The following is a 19,344-nucleotide window of genomic DNA, read 5'->3' as shown; positions in this document are numbered from 1 at the left end:
CATGGCGGCATGAGAGGGATCTTATGATAGTCGCGAAACCGACATGGACCGCTGATATCCAAGGACTTTTCAGCGCGCCCTACTGGATACCCGCCAGCCAGCGCGCCGCCGTCGCGGCCACTTGGATAGGCTGCATGAATGCCTACGATGTGTTCCTGGAAGACCCGGCGTCGGTCAAGACCTGGTCGGAAACCATCTACCAGCACCTCGCTTCGCGCAATATGCCGCTGACCACCGACCCGCAACAATTCTGGCCGATCGACGCGCTGGAAACCTTCCGCCTGTGGGTCAACCAGGGTTGGCGGCTGGACAGCATCTCGCCATTCGACCTGGCCGAGCGCATCCCGCCACCGGCGCTGCCGTACCCGGTCAAACGCGTGCGCCAGGACATCCGTTCGCTGAGCGCCGAGGCGCTGAACCTTTACCGTGCCAAACTGGATGACGTGATGCACATCGGCGACCCTGACAGCGGCTCGCCCTGGCAGCGTTACGCCTATATCCATACCAACTGGTGCCTGCATTACCAGGAAGCCTTCGCCCTGTGGCATCGCGCCTATCTGCTGTACCTGGAAGCGTTGATCGACTGCGCGATTCCTTACTGGGACTGGATGGCCGTAGATGCCAGCGTTGACGGCAGCCCTCAGGCCGGCCTGCCCCAAGCGTTTCTCGATGAAACCTATGTGCACCCGCAGACCGGCGAAGTACGACGCAACCCGTTGCGTTATGCGGCGGCCAAGGACGGCTGCTCCAAGGTCTGCGCCAGCACGCCGGTCGAAGGCGTCGACTGCCGGTATGTGCAGCGCAACCCGCTGTTCTATACCCAAGGCGAGGCCTTTCGTTTCGAGCGGACCCAGTTGTATGGCATGAGCCGGATCTTCCAGCAGCAGGTGGTCGATGCGCTCGCGTTCACCACGTTCAGCCAGCCCCAAGGAGTACCGGGTTATCCCTGGGCCAACATCACCTTTTTCGACCCGCCGCAACCGAACAACCTGTACCCCAACCGCACACTGAATTTCGACGGGCTCTACGAGCAGCCCCACGATAACTATCACGGCTGGATCGGCGGTGACATGGCCGACAACGCCTACACCGCGTTCGACCCGGTGTTCTGCTCCTATCACGCCAATATCGACCGCATGTTGGAAGTCTGGATCCGCGCCAATCCGGCGGCGCAGTACACCACCCAATGCCTGCTGCAACCCTTCGCCGGGCACCAGGCCGATGAGGTGACCTTCACCAGCGCCGATGCCTGGCGCTACACCAGCCTCGGCGACATGGCCCAGGACAGCCGGCACATCGGCTACGACTACGGCATCCCAGTGGCTCCACAGTTCGGCGCGGCCAAGGCTGCGTGCTGCCATCAGAAACAGTCCGTAGCCACCGGCCCCTGGGTGGTGTTCGACCACGTGCGCTGCACCCACGACACCTATCTGGTCGACGTCTTCCTCAATCAGCCCGGTGCCACGGCGCAACACGCGAATGCCAACAACCCGCATTACGTCGGACGCTTCAGCCGCATCGGCATGGGCCTGGTGGATGACAAGGGCCGCTGCATCACCCAAGGCGTCTCCCGCGCACTGAATGCCGCGCGCAACGCCCAGGCGCTGAACCTCAAACCGACCGATGCGGCGCAGTTATCGCTGATCGTGACCCATCCCGATACTGGCCAGGTGTTGACGCCCGATGCATACGCGCCCCTGCCTGGCTTTATCGCCCAACTGGTGTGGGACGACCCACGCCAAACCTCCGCCGGCCCCGCTCCGGACGCCGGTTGCTGCTCCACCAACACCAATGCTGGAGAACCAACATGAGCACGCCCTTCACCCAATTCACCTCGCCTGCCGAGCAAGCCCCCAAGGACTACAACAAGCTGGGCCTGGAAAACCAGCTGCCGACCTTCGAAACCGACTGGAACAACAACGTCACCGGCTGGACCCAGATGTCGGTGATCGGCAACCCCTGGTCCAACTTCAATGACGCACCGCGTTCGGGCTATTACAACCCGCTGGACAGCGGATACGGCACGCAGACGCCAGTGACCATCACCTGGCAGCCCTTCCCCAACCGGCTGTGGACGTTTTTCTACAACGACGGCGCCGCCGTGGTCCCACAATTGGGCGGCAAGGCCATGACCCTTGACCAGGTGATGCAGTTGACCGACCACGGTCAGATCACGCTCAACAACACCCTGTATTCGCTGTACCCGGACCCGAAAGCGACCCAGCTGCAGATCCCCAGCGTGCTGTGCAAGTCCATCAACTGGAACGGCCCCTACGCTGACTTTTCACCCTCGGGCCCACGGGGCTGGCTGGATGAATATTGCGAGTGGTCGATCACCCGCGACCCCGACGGCAACATGCGCAGCATCATGTTCACCAGCGAGAACCCGGCCTATTTCCTGACCATGTGGAACATCGATCCGCAGGCCGTGCTCGGGCTGTACAAAGCGTACGTCGACCCGCAAGTGAAGATCGAAGACCTGTACCTGCGCTACACCGCCAACGGCCCGACCGGCAAGGCCGGCGAGCCAGTGCTTGACCCGACCACCGGCCAGCCGGCCTACGACACCGTGAACAAATGGAACAGCGGCACTGTGCGTATACCGGGCGTGTCGGGCGGCGCGATGCACCTGACCTCCGGCCCCAATACCTTGAGTGCCGAGATCTACCTCGCGGCCGCGGCCACCATCCTGCGGCCGATCAAGAGCAGCGCCAACCAACAGAGCCTGATCTGCTGCGCCCAATACGGGCAGAACTACCGCAACTCCGATCCGCATATCGGTTTCTCCGCTAACCAGGAGGCCGTCAAAGCCCTGATTTCACTGACCAACCCCATCGGCCTGTACCTGCAACAACCGAAATCCTTCAGCACCTGGAAAGGCCCTCAAGGCCAGGATGTCAGCAGCTACTGGCATGTCACCCGAGGCACTGCTGGCACCGGGCCGAACAAGTCCGACCAGATCCTGCAGGCCGTCTTCGAGGTGCCCCAAAGCGCGGGGTTCTCGATCAACGAAATCACCATCAACGGCACGCCGATTGATTACGTGTGGGTGATCGCCAACGAGCTGAGTGTGGCCCTCAGCGTCACCCCGGCACCGCTCACCGCCACGCCCGAGGAATGCGATTGCGTAGCGGCGAACACCACCGATGCGCAACCCTGGCCGGTGCAGTTGCTGCCGATTGACCTGTTCTACGGACAGTCCCCCAGCGACTTGCCGGCCAGCTTTGCCCCCGGCAGCTCAGGCCAGTTCGTGCTCGTGGTGCAAGGGGCCGATCCGAACACCACTGCGGCGGATGCGCGGGTGCAGTTTTCCAATCCAGGGATCACTGCCCAGGTCACGGAATTCCTGCCGGATGCCTCGGCGATTCCAGGGCAGACCGACAGCGGCGGCACCCAGGGCTACATCATGACCGTCACCGTCAGCAGCAACGCGGTGCCGGGGCTGATCAGCGTGCGCGCGCTTAACCCCAGCGAAGCCGCCAACCCCAGCGCCACCCAGCACCCGTGGGAAAGCGGCCTGGCGCTGGTGCCTGGCGTCTGAGTGCCTGCCGGCCGCCCCTGCCTGGCATGGGCGGCCGTTTCTTGAGTCTTGAGCAAGGAATGCGACCATGAACAAATGGCTTCGCCCGCTGCGTCGGGCACGCTTGAGTGTGTTGTGCTGGATACCCTGCGCCCTTCTCCCCCTCGCCCCCGCACCGGCCATTGCGGCCTCGGACGCCCAGAGCTGCGTCAGTCAACTGGTGTTCGATCCCACCAGCGGCGGCTTCCTGCCGGTGAACAACTTTGGCACCGAGCAGGACTTTCTCAATTGTTTCGGCTGGCAGTTGTTCATCGCCATGAACTGGCCGGTCAATCCCGGCTGGCCAGCCGACCCGAGCCTGGCCGGTGAGCCGGACACGCAAAGCACCGCGGCCCAGTTCGGCGTACCGCCAACGTCCGGCCAGCCCATGGGCAATGCCCCGGTGTGGGCCAGCTACAAGGATGCTAGCGAGATCTTCCTGCCCGGCGCCCCCAAACCCTCGGGTTGGGGCGTGGAAACCCTGGTGCCGTCCAATTGCACCGCCACCGGCAACCTCAAGGCGTTTGCCACGGGCGCGCGTAAATTCATGGCGGCCACGTCTGAAAGCGCGATCAACCGCAAGCACCGTTTCCATTTGTCCAGCGGCACCCAGGTGACCTTGCCGGACTCAATCATGGAGGCTTCCGGTGGCTGGCTTACGGACCAGTCGGGCAACCTGGTGTTTTTCGAGCGCAAGGTCGGCAAGGCCGAGTTCGATTACATCGTCGATAACGGGCTGTACGACGCCGCCAACCAACTGATCGTGGCGCAGAACAGCGACAACCGGCACCCCGCCGGCCTGTCATTGCCCGCCGGCAAACTGGTGCGCGAGCTGCCGGCCAAAGCACTGCCCCAGGAAGAACTCGGCGCCCTGGAACTCAAGGCGGCCTGGCGCGTACTCACCAACAAACCCCAGCTGTACGGGCGTTACCTGACCACCGTCGCCTGGCTGCAGCGCCCCGACACGCTGCAGTGCACCCAGGAAGTGGTGGGGCTGGTGGGCTTGCACATCATCAACAAGACCCAGACTCAGCCGAACTTCATCTGGACCACCTTCGAGCAGGTCGACAACGTGCCGGACAACGGCACGGCTGCGCCCGAGGGCTACAGTTTCAACAACCCGACCTGCACCGGTGATGCCTGCACGCCCAACGTCGCACGGGTGCAATGCGATGCCACCCACACGCCGCCCGACTGCACGCCCCTTGATCAGCCGGTGCAGGCCACGCGGGTCAATGCCACGCCCCAGGACCTGCAGATGCTGAACACCGCTGTGCAGCAGACCTTCGCCCAGAAGACCCAGGGCCAATCGGTGTTCCAGTACTACAAACTGGTGAATGTGCTGTGGTCCAAAACGCCTAACGCGCCCAACGATCCGGGCCCTGGGCCCAACGTGAAGGTGCCGCTGTCCTATGGACCGTTTGTCAGCGACCAGAGTGTCGTCGTCGCCAACACCACCCTCGAAACCTACGTGCAAAACAAGAACTGCAACGACTGCCACCAGTACGCGGCGATTGCCGGCACCTCCCAACTGACGTCGGACTTCTCCTTCCTGTTTGGTAATGCCGATTCGGCGAAGAACGCGCGCCTGATCAAACGCATCGACGCGTTCAAGACCCTCAAGGACAGCCCGTAATCGCAAGCCCAACACAGGGCGAAAATGTGGGAGCGGCGGCGCGACTGGCTCGCTCCCACACGGTCTTCAAACGCCTTACAAACTGATCTGCTTGCGCTCCTCCTCCGTCAGCCGTGCCCGCGCCTGTTCACTCAGCGGCCCCGCGCCCAGTACCTGCACCGGGCTGTCAGGGTTGTAGCCGGAAGTTTTCTGCGCCGGTGCAGGCTCCTGCGGCAATGGTTCGTTGCCCAGGCTCAACACCTCAACCGTCATGATCGACGGCCGGCCCTGCTTGGCCGCCGCCTGCTGGCTGCGCGCCGCGTCTTCCGCCGCCTGGGACGCCGCCGCCCCCGCCGCGCTGGCCGACGTCATGGCGTTGGTGTTGACCGCAGCAGACACCGGCACCCCGGACGACTTGCCCTGGCTCTGGATATTCGCCGCGTTCACGACACGCAAGGCGGCGATGTTGACGTTACCCGACACACGAATGCCCGCTTCGCCCGCGTCGATGGTGCCCAACGGCGCGATCAGGTCGATGTCCCCCGCCGGCACTTCCGGAATCGGGTTGAGCGTGGCGATCCCCGCACCGGTGCTCGGCACGGACGGCGACAGGGCCACATTGCCCCAGTTGTCATAGACACGCTTGGGCGGTGTGTACACCACGGTGGTCTTGGAGCCTCGACCGGCGTTGATGTCGCCCTCGCTGGTCCAACCCATGATCGAACCCCCGAAGGTGGTCATGATGCGGCTCTGGCCGAGCAGGATGCTCCCCATGGAATAGAGCTGGATATCGCCGGCGCCTTGGGTAATCACCCCCGCCGTCGACGGCGGCGCTTCGCCCTCGATGCCGAAGGTCTGGCTGCCGCCTGGGGTGAGCATCTGGATCGAACCCCCGAAGTTGGTGTGCACACCCGAGCCGCCGAACAGTGTGATGTCGCCTGTGTAGGCAATCGGGTTGCCGGCCACGTCCTTGTCCGGGAACAGCGCGGCAATGGCGGCACGACCACGCAGGTAACTGCCCTGGCGCACGCTGCCGTCAGTGTTGTACTCACGCCCCGCGGCCTTGAGTTCGGCGAAGTACAGGTCGCGGGCGAACACCCGTTGCTGCTCGGCGGGCAGTGCCGCGTAGTAGGCGCGTGCCTGTGCGGTATCGCCGACAAAACCGAAGCGCTCGGCGAGCCAGGTGACCAGTTCGTTTTCGTACGTCTTGGCGACCTTATTGCCTTGAATCGACTCGCCAGGTTGCGCCAGGTTGACGGGGTTCAGGTACGCCTCGACGAAGCGCAGGTAATCCGGTCCATGGGGGCCGACACCTGCTTGCATGACGATACTCGCCCCAGGACGGTTGTCCCCGGCCAATAGGGGCCCAAGGCTGGTCACGCTGGACTCACCCAACGCCCCGGAACCGCTCAGGAGGATATTGCGTCCCGCCGACAGCTCCAGCAGGCCGGGGCCAGCGACCTGGAAGTTGCTGTAGAGAATGTCGCGTCCGGCGGACACCACGGAGATGTCGTTAGGGTTGTCGTGAATGATCAGGTTATCCTGGGTGCGCATGCCTGCAACAGCAAGCGAGTCCTGACCGAAGCGCCGACCGCTGCTGACAATATCCCGTCCAGCCATCATCCATACCGATCCATTGCCCTCATACCAGGTCTGGCCTTCGTGCAAGCTGCCCACCGTTGTACCGAACGCAATCACTCGGCCACTGCTGACCCCAACCAGATCGCCGTCAATCGCGTAGAAACGCGCAGGTTCAGCACTGCCACCGGGTGACAGCGCAGCCGTACCCGGCCCGAACACAAATAACGGCTGGCTACCCGAGTTGCCGTTGACCGACAGGTTGCTGGCCTTCACCGCGTTACCGATGCGGCCCTGATACGCCGGATGCCAAGGGGTCGCCGTGGTGCTCTGCGCCGTCCCGGATTGGCTGACGGTCATGCCGCCGGCGTAGATCGAGTCCTGGGCCATGAACTGCAGCTGGCCGTTCTCGCCGGGCGCCAATAGCAGTGGGTAGGTGTAGTTGTTGTCGCCGTTGGCCTGCGCCTGGGCCGCTTTACCGTAATACAGACTGCCGCTGGCGGCCGTAGCCCTGACGATCGACGGATAGACCACCGCCAAGTCGGCCGTCGCGTCGGATCGGCTGAAGGGCGTCAGGTTGCCGCCCAAGGAAAACAGGTCGATCGACGTGCCCTTGGTCCACAGTGTGAACCAACTGGTACCGGTGCCCTGTTCAGCCCCTTGAGCGAAGGGGGACAGATGGGAAAGCACGACTCGCCCCGGGTCTTCGACGTTCTGCACCACCAGGTCACCCAGGGTCTGCAGGTTGAATGTGGCGTCACCTGGCACCAGGGTCATCCCGCCGCGAGCCACCCCACGGGTCGCGACCAGTGGATCGTATGCACGGGTTTCGCCGGGGCTCTGGACGCCGGCGACACTGCCATACATCACGTCGACGCTGCCAACGGTGGCACTGCGCAACTGCACGTCACCCCGCAGGTTGACCAGTACACCATCGCGATGGTCACCGCTATCGGCGACGCTGGCCGGGTTCAGTGCCCCACCGATGCGCACACGCAGATCGCCGCCACCGGTCAACTGCAGGCTGCCATCGCTGGCGACACGGCCCGTACTGCCCACGGCCAGCACCAGGCCCTGGCTATGCGGGTTCGCCTCGACATGGTGGGTGCTGTAGCCCAGCGTGTTCAATACGCCGGCGTTGCCGCTGACATCGACATCCACGTTCCCGCCGCCGAGGGCACCGAAGCCGGTAAAGCCGAGCAGTTTGTCCGCCGCCGTCGTCGCGGTGTAACTGCCGAAATTGATCCACCACGCCGTCGGCTGGGCTTGCCCGCCTGTCGCCACGTCGCTGCTGCCCTGGCGCCACAACCAGTTGCCGACGGCCGCCGAGTCCACGCCGGCATCCCGTGGGTTGGGTCGCGCAGGGTTCAAACCGGTGACGCTGGTGATGTTGCCGGTCAGGTCGCCGCCGACAGTCAGCGTCAGGTTGCCCCCGGCCTCCGGATACCAGGCACGGTAGATGCTGGTGGGCGAACCATTGACGAACTTTTCAAAGAAACTGCCGGTGTCATTCAGCACGGTTTTGGCCGCAGGGTCAGCGCCTGCCGGCTTCGCCTTGGGCTGGTTGTAAGGGTCGCCGGCAAAGGTGCCGGTCGACGAGGTGCCGGCCGTGTAGACGCCATACAACGAATCCATGCTCAGGCTTCCCGCACTCAACAGCTCAAGGTCACCTGTGCCGGTGCGGATGACGCTGAATCGCGTGCTTGAGGGTACGGCGGCGTATTCCTTGTCTGCCTTCAGCAGGCAATAGTCCGGAGCAGTGGCACACACCTCCTCAACCGAGGGGTAACCGATACTCTGGAAAAACGCATCGGTCATTTCGGTGCCGACGACGACGTTGATCCCATTATTGGCCAAATCATCCGCGGCATATTGAGTAAACACATACGTCACCTTGGGCTTGCAGTACTCCGGCGTTGCGGCACAGAAGTCCTCGATTGAACCCAACCCGAAGCCGTCGAGTACTGCCTGGTCAATCGGGTCGCCCTCCTTGACGACCACCCCGGCAAATCCCATATCAATCACTGCCTGGGCGGTCCAGGTCTGCACACCTTTGGCCGGCATTTCCTTGGCGAACATGCCGTAGTGGTTATCCGCCAAGTGGATCTCACCACTGCGCGGATGGGCTTGCAGGATACGGCTGTCAGCCGCCTCGGTGTCGGCGCCTGCCACCAGACGCAACGACCACGATTGAGTACCTTCAGCCAGCATCGGCGAGATCGCCCATACCTGGCCGGCGGCGCCGGAAACGCCGACGCGCAATTGCACCGACGTCGCCCCGTTGGGCAACTTCACATCGGTGCCGGCGGGGATCAACCCGCCTTTTGGCAAGGCCTTGTTGCCGCTGAGCAATACGCTGTTATTGGCCAGCGTTGCACCGTGCACGGTGGGCAACGGCACCCCTTTAGGCCAGGTCATGGCTTGCAGGCGGGTGCCCTCGGTCAACAGCATGCCGGCGCCCAGTTGCGTGCCCGCCACCAGGGTTTGCGCCTGGCTGAGCAAGGTGCCGGCGGCGAACAGCAGGTTACCGCCGCCATCGCGCACATCGGCCGACAACACGCTGCCGGCGGGCAGCACCAGGTCCTGGGCCAATGTCGCGACGACCGGCAAGCGCGTGCCGGCAGCCACCGTCAAGCCTTTGATCGGCAAGTCGTAGTTAAGCGTGGCTCCGGCCGGGAAGGCGGTGCCGTCCGCCAGGGTCACACCGTTGCCCGGCACCACGATATTCCCACCACTGAAATCGACACCCGGCAACAGCACCCAGCCTTTGTCATCCTCGGACACCGGCGGCTTGGCGAAGCCGTCGTTGATGCTGCCGTAGATATTCAGGTCGCCGCCGGCGCGCAAGGTCAGGCTGCCGGACTCGCCGGAACCATAAATAGAGTTGTCCCTCTGACTATTGGGGTTGAGGCTGGCATAGCGGTAACCGGACAGGTCCAGATCACCCTGCACCACCAAATCGCCGTCCGGGGTCTTGCTGACGATTTCCACGCCAGGACGCAGATGGAAGGCATCGGCATAAGTGGCGTTGTTCAACCCGGCGAGCTTGTTGTTCAGCAAGTTCAGGTTGCTCTTCGCCGCATTGATAAACGCCTCGCTCAAGGCGTGCTTGCCATCTAGGTAACCCTGGGTGATCTCCTGATACGGTCTGCCGCTCGCGGTCGGGTCGGTTTTTTCCGGCGCATCGTCGTAGGTGGCCATGCCGTTGAGGGTTATCGAGCGTGCGCCCTGGACAGTCAGGCGCCCGCTGGCATCGATATTGATGTCATTGCTGCTGCCGTCCGGGTTGAACAACCGAGGCGCGTTCAGCGCCAGGGTGCCGCGATTGCGCCCATCGTTGCCCGCCGCGCCGTCGGTGCCATGGCGCAGGTCGATGCGCACGCCATCGGCCAGGGTCAGTTGGCCGGTGCCCGACCCCAATACCACACTGGCGCGGTTCGGCGCGTCGATGATCTTGCCGTAGCTGTCCACCCGCAGCTTGCTGCCATGGGCGTCGAGTACCGCCGTGCTGTCCAGGGTCAGGCCATTTTTGCCCGCCAGGTTGATGCTGCCGACCCGCTCGCCGCTGGCGTCCACCAGACCTTTGACGCGCAGGCTGCCATTGTCCACCGACACACTGATGGTGCCGGCCTTGAGCCCGTTGCCGATGGTCAGGTCACCCTGCTTGAGCTGGAAACTGCGCGCACCGAAGACTTCGCCGTTGTTGAGGCGCTGGTTGAGGTCGGCGAACTGTTGGTCGAGGGCGCCGCTGCTGCCCAGGCGTTGCGCCTGGATTTCCACGGTGCCGGCCAGGTACGGTATTGAGGTGCCGCCGGCCAGGTAGTGGCCGCTGCTGCTGCCGAGGATCTTGCCTTGCAGGTCGACGATGCCCCCGGCCGCGTCCGTTGCCACAGCGCGCAGCTTACCGGCCTGGTTGTGCTTGGCGGACAGGTCGATGGTCGACCCCGCCGCCTGCAGGATATTGCCGCTGCGGCTGTCCAGCAGCACATCGCCGCCCCAGCCGTATTGGGTCACGTCGTTGAAGGGGATGGCGCGACCGGCCACGTCGATCAAGGCGTCGTCGGTCAACATCACATCGCCACGGGCGCTGAGGCTGACTTTGCCGCTGGGCAGCACCACCGCACTGGCCACCCGAATGCTCTCGCCTTGCAGCGACAGCTCGGCACCCTGGCCGCTGGCCGTGCCACGCGGGCCGGCGGAGGCGCCGATATCAATCGCACCGCCCGCCTTGATCACGCTCACCGAGCCGGCTTCACCGGTCATCAACGGCGTACGAATGGCCAGGTTGCCGCCGCTGTACTGAAAGCCGCTGACCGGGTCATACGCGCCCTGGCGCTGATACACCGACAGGCTGCCCTTATGGTTGGCCGTGATGCGCTCGCTGGCGTTGAGAGTGACATTGGCAAAGCCCAGGGCCAGACGGTCGAAGCTTTTCACGTTGCTCGGCTGGCCAAAGGCGCCATAACCGAACTCGATCCGTTCGGCGTTGACGTCCAGGCGCCCGCTGCCGGTGCCCGCGCCACCCGCTACCACCGCGCCCGGCGCCGTGATCGCGCCCAGCCAGATCAGGTTGGCGGTGTGGATCGACGCCACGTCGTTGGCCCCCCCGGCGCCGTACAGGGCCGGGGTGGATAGCATCAGGTTGCTCAGCAGCGATTTGCCGGTGAGCGGGTCATAGGTGTCGAGTACCGCATTACCGTAGAAGTTGAATCCGTCGCGAGCCGAGAGCTGCAGGGTTTCCAGCGCCGGGGCGCCGAACTGCGTATCGCCGCGCAGCAATCGATCCAGCAGTGCCTGGCTGAGCGTCAGCCCGGCCGGCAAGCGATTCGCCGCCGCCGCTGCGGCCAGGGCTTCGGCGCTGCCCAGATTGAGGGTGCTCACGCCCAGGTTCAGGTGACGGGTGCCGTAACGCACCTGTTCGCCGAGCTGGAAGGTGCTGTCGGTCAGGGCCACGATGCTGCCGTTGGAGTACAGCCCGGTCTGGCCACCGCACACCCCACTGCTGCAGGCACCGATATTGATCCCCTGGCTGATCACACTGCCCACCTTGGGCGCACTGATCACGTTGAGCAGGCCATTGGACACCGCCAGCGTGTTGGCCACCTGGTAGATATAGCCGTCACGGGCATCGTAGCTGGCATTACCGCGCCCCAGGGTGTTGATCGAGGCCCCCTGCTCCACGATGATCGAGCCGGTGTTACTCACCAGGAACACTTCCGGCGCCGCAAGGGTTGCGCCATTTCGCAAGATCACGTTGCTATCGGCGCGATTGACCCCGTTCGCCAGGTAAATGAAGTTCCCGGACTGGCCGTACTCCACAACCGTCATCCCCCCCACCACCAACCGCGAAGCCCCCAGTGCATTCAGGCTGTCGGCGTTGAAGGTGATGCCGGCGAACCCGGCTGTCGCCGACGGCCCCGCGCCGACCACTTCGATCCCTTGAATACTGCGGTCGATCACTGCCACCGTGCCGCCATACCCTCCCGATGCGGCCCCGAAGCGCCCGATGCCCTGGAACGAGAAGGCCTCGGCGCCGTCTCCCGGACGCAGGGCCAGTTTCAAGGTCTTCGCATCGGCCTCCAGCATCGGCCGTGGCACGCCCAACCTGGCCGCATCGGCCCTGGCGAACTGGGCGTAACGGGTTTCGTTGTAGTCGGAATAGCGGCGCAGGGTGTCGGCCGAGGTCAGGGTCAATTGGCTGGCCACGCTGTTGCTGATCCCGGTATGGGCAATCGACAGGTGCCCGGAAGTGGCCCACGAACCGTTGCGCATCAAGGTGGTCGCGGTACCGCTGCCCTGCCCGGCCAGGCCATTGATCTCGACGCGGAAGGCACCTGGCATCAACGCGTAGGTCGACGGCATCAGCGTGTAAGTGCCCGCCGGTAAACCGGGCACACCGGCGCCGATGGTGATCTGCTGGCCGACCAACGGCGTCACGGCCCCGCCCTCCGCCGCGACCGGCGCGGCGCCTGGCTGGATCCCCGGTACAATCGCATAGATCGGGTTGGTGGACAGCCCCGGCAGCACGAACCCGCCATTGGCACCAAACTGCACCAACGGGTTGTAGCGCGCATCCGTGGAGCCACCGCGCCCTGAAACAAAGCCGGCACCCAGCAAATCGCCTCCGCCGGACAAGTCTAACGTGGCGTCAGGCAACACACTGATCGTCTTGCCACCGAGGATGACCCCGACATTCAGGTCACCTTCGCGAGTGACCACGCCCCCCTGACCGATAAATTTCACCGTCTTGCCGTTGTATTTGTAGACCTGGCCGTCCAGCGTTCCGCCATAGGGCAGCACCAGGCCTTTGCCACTCACCGACGTCAGGCTGCCTGGCAACAGTTGCACAACGCTGCTGCCCATGCTGCCGATATCGATCAACCCCAGGGGCGCGCGCACCACGCCACCTTGGCGCACCGTGGCCGCGCCCAGTTGCAGGCGGCCGAACGCCGAATAAGGGATAGGCGCGTCGGCACTGCCCACGCGACCGATGGTCAGCGTACGCAAGGGATCAAAATCCAGGTCAAGGGAGGTGGTGGTCGACTGGCCCCGGTAGCCGGCGATGACGCGGGCACTGACTTCAGTGGCCGGGTACAGTTGCGCGGCGCGCAAGGTCATATCGCCCTGGGTCAGCAACTGCGTGCTGACACCGGTAATGATGTCATTCTCGGCCGCACCGGCGAGAAAGCGCAGGTCGCCCTGGCTGGTCAGGTTGACCTGGTCGAAGCCCCGACGCTCAAGGCTGGCCTGGCTGTTGTCCGCCCGAAACACGTGGCTGCGGTTACCGAAGATGACATTGCCGCGCACGTCGATCAGGCTGCCGGTGGCCGTCAATTGCGCATTGGTTGCCCGCTGGGACGGGGCCGGCAGCACCGGCACCGGTCGCACATAGAGGTCTTTGCCCGTCTCTTCAGGTGCGAGGAAACCCGCCAACAGCAGGTGCGGCGCGGACAGGTTGATGCGCGAGTTGCCTGCTGCATTGTCGCTGAGGCCGTATCCACGGCTGTACAGGCGCAGGCTCTGGCCCATGTTCAAGGTAACGTCACCGTCAAAGCTCAACAGGCCGTTGCTCAACAGCGCCAGGTTATCGAAACCGCCCGCGCTGACTTGATCCACACCCAACCGCCCCTGCCCATACGCCAGGCTCGCGGCAGCGTCTTCAGCAGTGCCAGCCAGCGCCGTCGGTTGATGCGCCTGCCCCAACACCAGTTCACGCACCTTGAGGACGCGATCGGTGACAGATGCCTTCTGGTAATACGGGGTGTCCAACGCCACGTTGAGGCTACCGCCCGCCGCACCGGCGCCCCCGGCCCTGGCGACAAAACTGCCCTCTAGGTACAAGCCGTTATTGGACGCCAGCGTGATGCTGCCGCCATTGCTGGCCGCTTGCACAGCGCCTTGCCCCGGCACGTTTATCAGGGCTTGGGTGCCGGAGGCCTCCAGGCGCGCGCCGTTACGCACCACCACGAACAAATCACTGGCCTTGGCCAGGCCGGTGTTCAGGTCGAACGTGCCGCCAATGTTGAGGCTGCCGCCGTCGCGCACCAGGCCATAAGTGCGCCCACGGTTGTCCACCGCCGTCGCAGCCCGTGCCGAGACGTCGATCACCGCCTGCTCGCCGACCCAGATCGAGCGGCCATGGCCGATGGCATTCACCGCTTCCGAGGCGCCCGTCGTCAAGCCGCCCAGGCTCACGTTGCCGCCCCAGGCATTGAGCGTGCCGTCCATCGTCAATTGGCCGACGCTGCGCAGGTTGATCGCCTGGCCGGGGTCCACATGGATCACCGCGCCCTGGCCGACGGTGAGCGCCGTGGTCGCCAATTGCGCCGCGGTGGAATTGACATGGCCGGCGGTGAGGCTCACACCGGCGCCCCGGCGTTGGGTCAGCACGCCTTTGGCAGCGTCTTCCTGATACAGCGGCGGCGTCCAGCGTTCCAGTGCGGTGGCAGGATCGCTACCGGTTGGCATACCCGAGGCCTGTGCGCCTAATCGAAAGACCGGCAGGCTGACGTCGACCTGAGTACCGTCGGTGACGATCAGCCCTTCATTGCCGGTAATGTCGTAGGCCGAGAAGCCCTTGTTGAAGAAATCACCGGCCAGTTTCAGGGTGTCGCTGCCCACCGCATTGGTGCTTTCGCCGATCTGTACTTTATGCGCCTGCAACGCCAGGGTGCCGCCGCCGTTGACGCCATAGCCGCGCACGTCACCCTCCAAGGCCAGGGCACCCAGGGCGCCTAGGGTCACATTGCCGCCCTTGCCGCCCGTGAGTTTGCCATCCACGCCGAGGGTGCCCCCGGAAGACGCATCCACGACACTGCCGGCGGCCAGGTTCACATTGCTGGCACTGCGCAGGGATACCTTGCCGCCGTTCACATAGGCCACACCTGCGCTGGCGGCCGGGTCCAGGGCCAGGTTATTCCAGCGACCGCTGGTGTCCAGTTTGACGCCGGCGGCGACGTTCACATTCGAACCACCGGCCAGGATCGTGTCCGTCACCTCGCCGGCCTTGAGCGGGTCGACCTGGCTGAGGATGTTGCCGGCGTTGACACTGCCGCCGTGGGCGGTGAGGTTGGCATTGATCTGCACACCCGGCCCGAACAAGGTGATATCGCCACCGTCCGCCACGCTGAGCGCCCCATTGACGTTCACCTGTTGCTTGGCAGCGACTTTGACCGCGCCCAACCGGGCGCCATTGAGCTGATCGCTGTCGAGCAGGATCTTGCCCTGGCGATCGGACGGCAGCACAGTGCCCAGGTCCAGGCCGTCGGCGATTTTCTGCGTGTTGCTGTCGATCAGCACCTGGTCGGACGTACCGCTCAGGGCATAGCGCAGCGTGCCGGTGGTTTTGTTGTAGACCGGAATGTATTGGCCAATGATCAGTTGCGCACGCTGGGCCCTGGCTTTCTGGGATTGCTGGTAGCCGTCGAGGTTGATCGTCGGTGCCTGGGTCTGGCGATCACCCTGGAACACATCACTGATCACCTGGCCTTCCAGTACTGCGCTGGAGGTACCGACGACCAGCTTGCCGGCATCGCGGCCCACGGTGTAACCGGCTTCATAGCGGCGTTGGGGAGCGATCAGCGGGTTGTAGTAAGACTCGGTCTGGCCCCAGCGGACGCTGGTGTCTTCATAGCCCTTGTAGAAACCGGAGTAGAGAATGTCGCCCGGCGCTTTCGACACCTCATACAAGCGGCCATCCGGGCCCTTGAGCCAGGTCTGCTGAATGTAACCAGCCTGCACATCCACGGTGCCGCCCGACAGGTTGATCTGCGCGCCCTTTTGGGTCACCGCCTCCTTGCCGGTAAAGGTCACGGTGCCGCCCTGGGCCATCCATTCGCCCACCGAGTGGCCCTGGGTGCCGAGGTAGCCGCCCACTTCCAGCAAGCCGCCGGCCGTGTACCAACGGTCGGTGGCGTAGCCGTTGGTGCCGGCCGGCACGAACACCAGCTCGCGCAGATCGACCCACACATCATTGTTGATCAGTTGCCCACCGTCGCGGTTGACCGGCGCATCGCGCTGCTCATTGCCCTGCACGTTGATCTTGATGGCGTTGGACTCCATCGCCACCTTGACACCGATGGCACCCGACACGTCGATCATCGCGCCATCGCGCACCAGGCTGCGCTGGCCGGCACTGACCGCTACCTGGCCGCCGGTGGCCAACGTGATCGAGCCCTTTTGGAAGTCCACGGTGCCGCCGCTGACAAGCTCGATGCGCGACTGATCGGTACGGTCAACCACAGCACTGAGGTTATTGAACTGCCCGGTGATCAGGTTGGCGGGCGTGCCGTCGAGCTTGATCAGACCGTTGTCTTTCTGGCTGTTGAGGGCCGTGCTGCCGCTGGCGTCGAGCAGGACCGCAGTGGTGCTGCCTTCGCCCAGGGTCACGCTGCCGCGGGTGTCGCTGGCGGCGTTGAGCAAGTGAATCGTGCCGCGTGTATCCACCGAGGTGCTGGCCAGGGCCACGCCGTTTTGTTGCACCTGGTGGCCGGTCAGGGTGATGTCGCCGGTGGAGGCCATGATCAGGCCGCTGTTGGTGACGTTACCCGCGGTGCTGCCGGCCTTGAGGCTGGTCGCCACTTCGTTGCCACGGGTGGTGGAGCGGTCGTTGCCCGCCGTACCGACGCCCTTGCGAATGTAAAAGCTGTCGCCGGCCGCCAGGGTGGCCTGGCCCTTGGCAGTGATGATAGTCCCGGCGTTTTCCACCTCGCTGCCCAGCAACAAGGCATAGCCGCCTGAGTCCGTGGAGGTAGCGGCAGTGTGCGTCTGGATCAGCGCGCCGCGCTGTACTTCAACCTTGCCCGCCGCGTCGGTGAACGTGGGCTGAGTACCATTGGTGTCGACGTACAGCCCGCGCTGGGTGAACTGGTCGTCAGTCATGGTCGCGGCCGCCGCCACCAGGTTACGCACGTTGACCTGGCTGGTGCCGCTGAAGACCACACCGTTACGGTTCATGATCATCACCGTGCCGGCGCCGTTGATCTGGCCTTGAATTTCGCTGGGCCGCGCATTCGGGTCATTGACGCGGTTGAGCACTGCCCAAGTGGACTGCTGCTGGAAATCGACGGTGGTATTGCGCCCGACGTTGAAGGTTTCCCAGTTGAGGATCGCCTTGTCGGCCGTCTGCTCGATGGTCACCGTGGTCTTGCCGCCGGATTGGCTCTGGATCGGGCCCTTGGCGTTGGTCCAGCCCTGGGTCAGGCTGTTATCGACCTGCAGGCCGCCCTTGCCCAAACCGTCGGGGATGTTCGAGACCTGACCGAACGCCGCCTGACGCCCCGCCGCTTGCGCCGCCTGCTGAGCCGCAATCGCCGCGACGCTGGTGTTCAACGTGCTGATGGAACGCGCCAACTGCTGCTTGGCCTGTGCCTGCTGGTTCAGCGAAGGAATTCCGGGCACCTGACCGGCACCGGTCCGCGCGGCCGTGCTCGCCTGGGAAGCGCCCTTGTCGGCAAACCAGCCGGAACTGAACGCCGTAGCCGCTTGGGCATTACCGGCCACCATCAACAAGGCGATGGCCTGCGCCAAAGGCTTGAGGCGCAGGACGGTCACTGGGGCTTTGAGGTTAACCGGTGTTTTGCAGCGGACCATCGGGACTCTTCCTTCTTTGTTATCGCCTGGGAGCAAGACAGCCTCACGTATGAGGGTTAGGCGGTTGGCAAGGCGCGGGACTGAACTTCTGTCATGGAAAGTTCATGCAGGGCTGTTAACGCAAAAAAATCAGCAACGGCACAGGCCGTTGCTGATCGGTAGTGCGGGTCGTGGACGCTTGGGTTACAGCGGACGACCGATGGCGTTGCAGACGCTGGTGTTGCCGATGCCTTGAGCGTTGGAAGCTGTGGCGAAGGTGTCACGCACGGCTTTTTTCCAGTTGGCTGGCAGCGGTACGAAGCGGTTGTTGCTGATGGCGGTGTCGTTGTTACCGAAAGCACCGTAGTGACGAGCGAAGAAGCTGCGCACTTGGGTGGTCTGGGTAGCGTCGGCGTAGCACTGGCTGAAGATCAGGTTAGTGAAGCCCAGGATCGGGTAGCCGCTGGAGGGGTAAGCGAAGGTGGCTGGGCCGCTTGCAGTGGCAGCAAACACCGGCACCCAGTTGTCCGGGTTGGTAGCGTCGATGAACGAGCCATCAGCGCGGGCTTCAGTTGGCGCTGGAACCAGGCCGATTGCAGCCGAGACGTTGGCAGGTGCAGGGGAAACACCGCCAACCTTGGCGACTTTGGTGGCGTCATCCAGACCGGCCAGGGTGGTCGCCGCGTAATCCGGGCTCATGTAGGTGATACGGCCTTCAACGGCGTTCAATGCATCCATCACGCCCTGGCTGCCAGTGGCGGCCACCGCCGTCGATGGCAGACCACCGCCGTAGCTTGAGGAGAAGGTGGTGGTCACAGCGAAAGGTTGGGCTTCGGTGCATTTGGCATTCAGGAAGCGTGTGAACAGTTCAGTGGTGCCGCTGGACTCGCTGCGATACACCAGGGCAATCGGGCCAGTGCGGCCGGAGTTGGTGATCTGGTTCCAGGTGGTCAAACGACCGGAGAACACACCACACAATTGGTCAACGCTCAGGTCAACCGCGTTGGTGCCTGCCTTGTTGAACGGAATGGCAACCGAAGTGGCTACCGAAGGCACCTGGATCAGCTTGCCCCAGGCAGGTTGCTTGGTGGACGCATAGGTCGACAGCTCAGTGGCGCTCAGCTTCGAGTCGCTGCCAGCCCAGTGCACGTTCTTGTTGGTCACGCCAGCCACGAACTTGGTGTAGTCATTGTTCAGGAACGCCGATTTGCCGTTGCCGCTGCCCACACCGATGTACGGAGCGAAGCCAGTGGTGAGTACGCCAGCGGTTTGATACAGCGGCTGTGGCAGAGTCGCGCCGCCGCCGTTGATGTCTGCCATTGCAGCCTGGGCCGAGCACAGTGCGGCGAGGGTCACGGATACCGCGAGAACGTTGCGCTTAAACATGAAGAATCTCCTTTCGTCGTGTTTGTACGTTTGGGGTAGAGGGCTCTTGCATGACGCCATGGCTTCGGTCCCGAGCCTGAACTACCTGGGGTAGCTACGGGGGTGGCCAGGGGTAAAACCATGGGAGAGAAAGTCG

Annotated in this window: 5 protein-coding genes; 3 read left to right on the top strand and 2 right to left on the bottom strand. The window is 64.0% G+C overall.

Annotated elements, in window-relative coordinates; genetic code table 11:
- Positions 1–23: 23 nt before the first annotated feature.
- From AC4PS7_RS13255 to AC4PS7_RS13245, 3 genes are all read left to right on the top strand, one after another.
- Complete coding sequence (locus tag AC4PS7_RS13255) at positions 24–1,811, top strand: tyrosinase family protein (RefSeq protein WP_236266777.1); 1,788 nt, start codon at positions 24–26, stop codon at positions 1,809–1,811.
- The gene (locus tag AC4PS7_RS13250) at positions 1,808–3,541 is read left to right on the top strand and encodes a DUF8225 domain-containing protein (RefSeq protein ID WP_492179473.1); all 1,734 of its coding nucleotides are present in this window, start codon (positions 1,808–1,810) and stop codon (positions 3,539–3,541) included. Before AC4PS7_RS13255 ends, AC4PS7_RS13250 begins: the two co-directional genes overlap by 4 nt.
- 67 nt (positions 3,542–3,608) lie before the next feature.
- Positions 3,609–5,195: a hypothetical protein gene (locus AC4PS7_RS13245; protein ID WP_492179472.1), complete on the top strand. Its 1,587-nt coding sequence runs from the start codon at positions 3,609–3,611 to the stop codon at positions 5,193–5,195.
- A gap of 75 nt (positions 5,196–5,270) precedes the next feature.
- On the opposite strand, the gene AC4PS7_RS13240 is transcribed toward AC4PS7_RS13245, so the two are convergent.
- Positions 5,271–17,843 (bottom strand): filamentous hemagglutinin family protein, encoded by a 12,573-nt coding sequence (locus AC4PS7_RS13240; RefSeq protein WP_492179471.1) that lies wholly within the window; start codon positions 17,841–17,843, stop codon positions 5,271–5,273.
- A gap of 183 nt (positions 17,844–18,026) precedes the next feature.
- Complete coding sequence (locus AC4PS7_RS13235; RefSeq protein ID WP_010211146.1) at positions 18,027–19,208, bottom strand: substrate-binding domain-containing protein; 1,182 nt, start codon at positions 19,206–19,208, stop codon at positions 18,027–18,029.
- Positions 19,209–19,344: the final 136 nt, after the last annotated feature.

The sequence above is a fragment of the Pseudomonas sp. DW-iso3 genome (genome assembly GCF_058725305.1).
The sequence above is the reverse complement of the archived record's forward strand: the minus strand, read 5'-3'. Positions and strand labels throughout refer to the sequence as shown.

Excerpts from the sequence above, each read along its gene's own strand:
- AC4PS7_RS13255 (WP_236266777.1), top strand. The coding sequence starts at position 24 with ATGATAGTCGCGAAACCGACATGGACCGCTGATATCCAAGGACTTTTC.
- AC4PS7_RS13250 (WP_492179473.1), top strand. The coding sequence starts at position 1,808 with ATGAGCACGCCCTTCACCCAATTCACCTCGCCTGCCGAGCAAGCCCCC.
- AC4PS7_RS13245 (WP_492179472.1), top strand. The coding sequence starts at position 3,609 with ATGAACAAATGGCTTCGCCCGCTGCGTCGGGCACGCTTGAGTGTGTTG.
- AC4PS7_RS13240 (WP_492179471.1), bottom strand. The coding sequence starts at position 17,843 with ATGGTCCGCTGCAAAACACCGGTTAACCTCAAAGCCCCAGTGACCGTC.
- AC4PS7_RS13235 (WP_010211146.1), bottom strand. The coding sequence starts at position 19,208 with ATGTTTAAGCGCAACGTTCTCGCGGTATCCGTGACCCTCGCCGCACTG.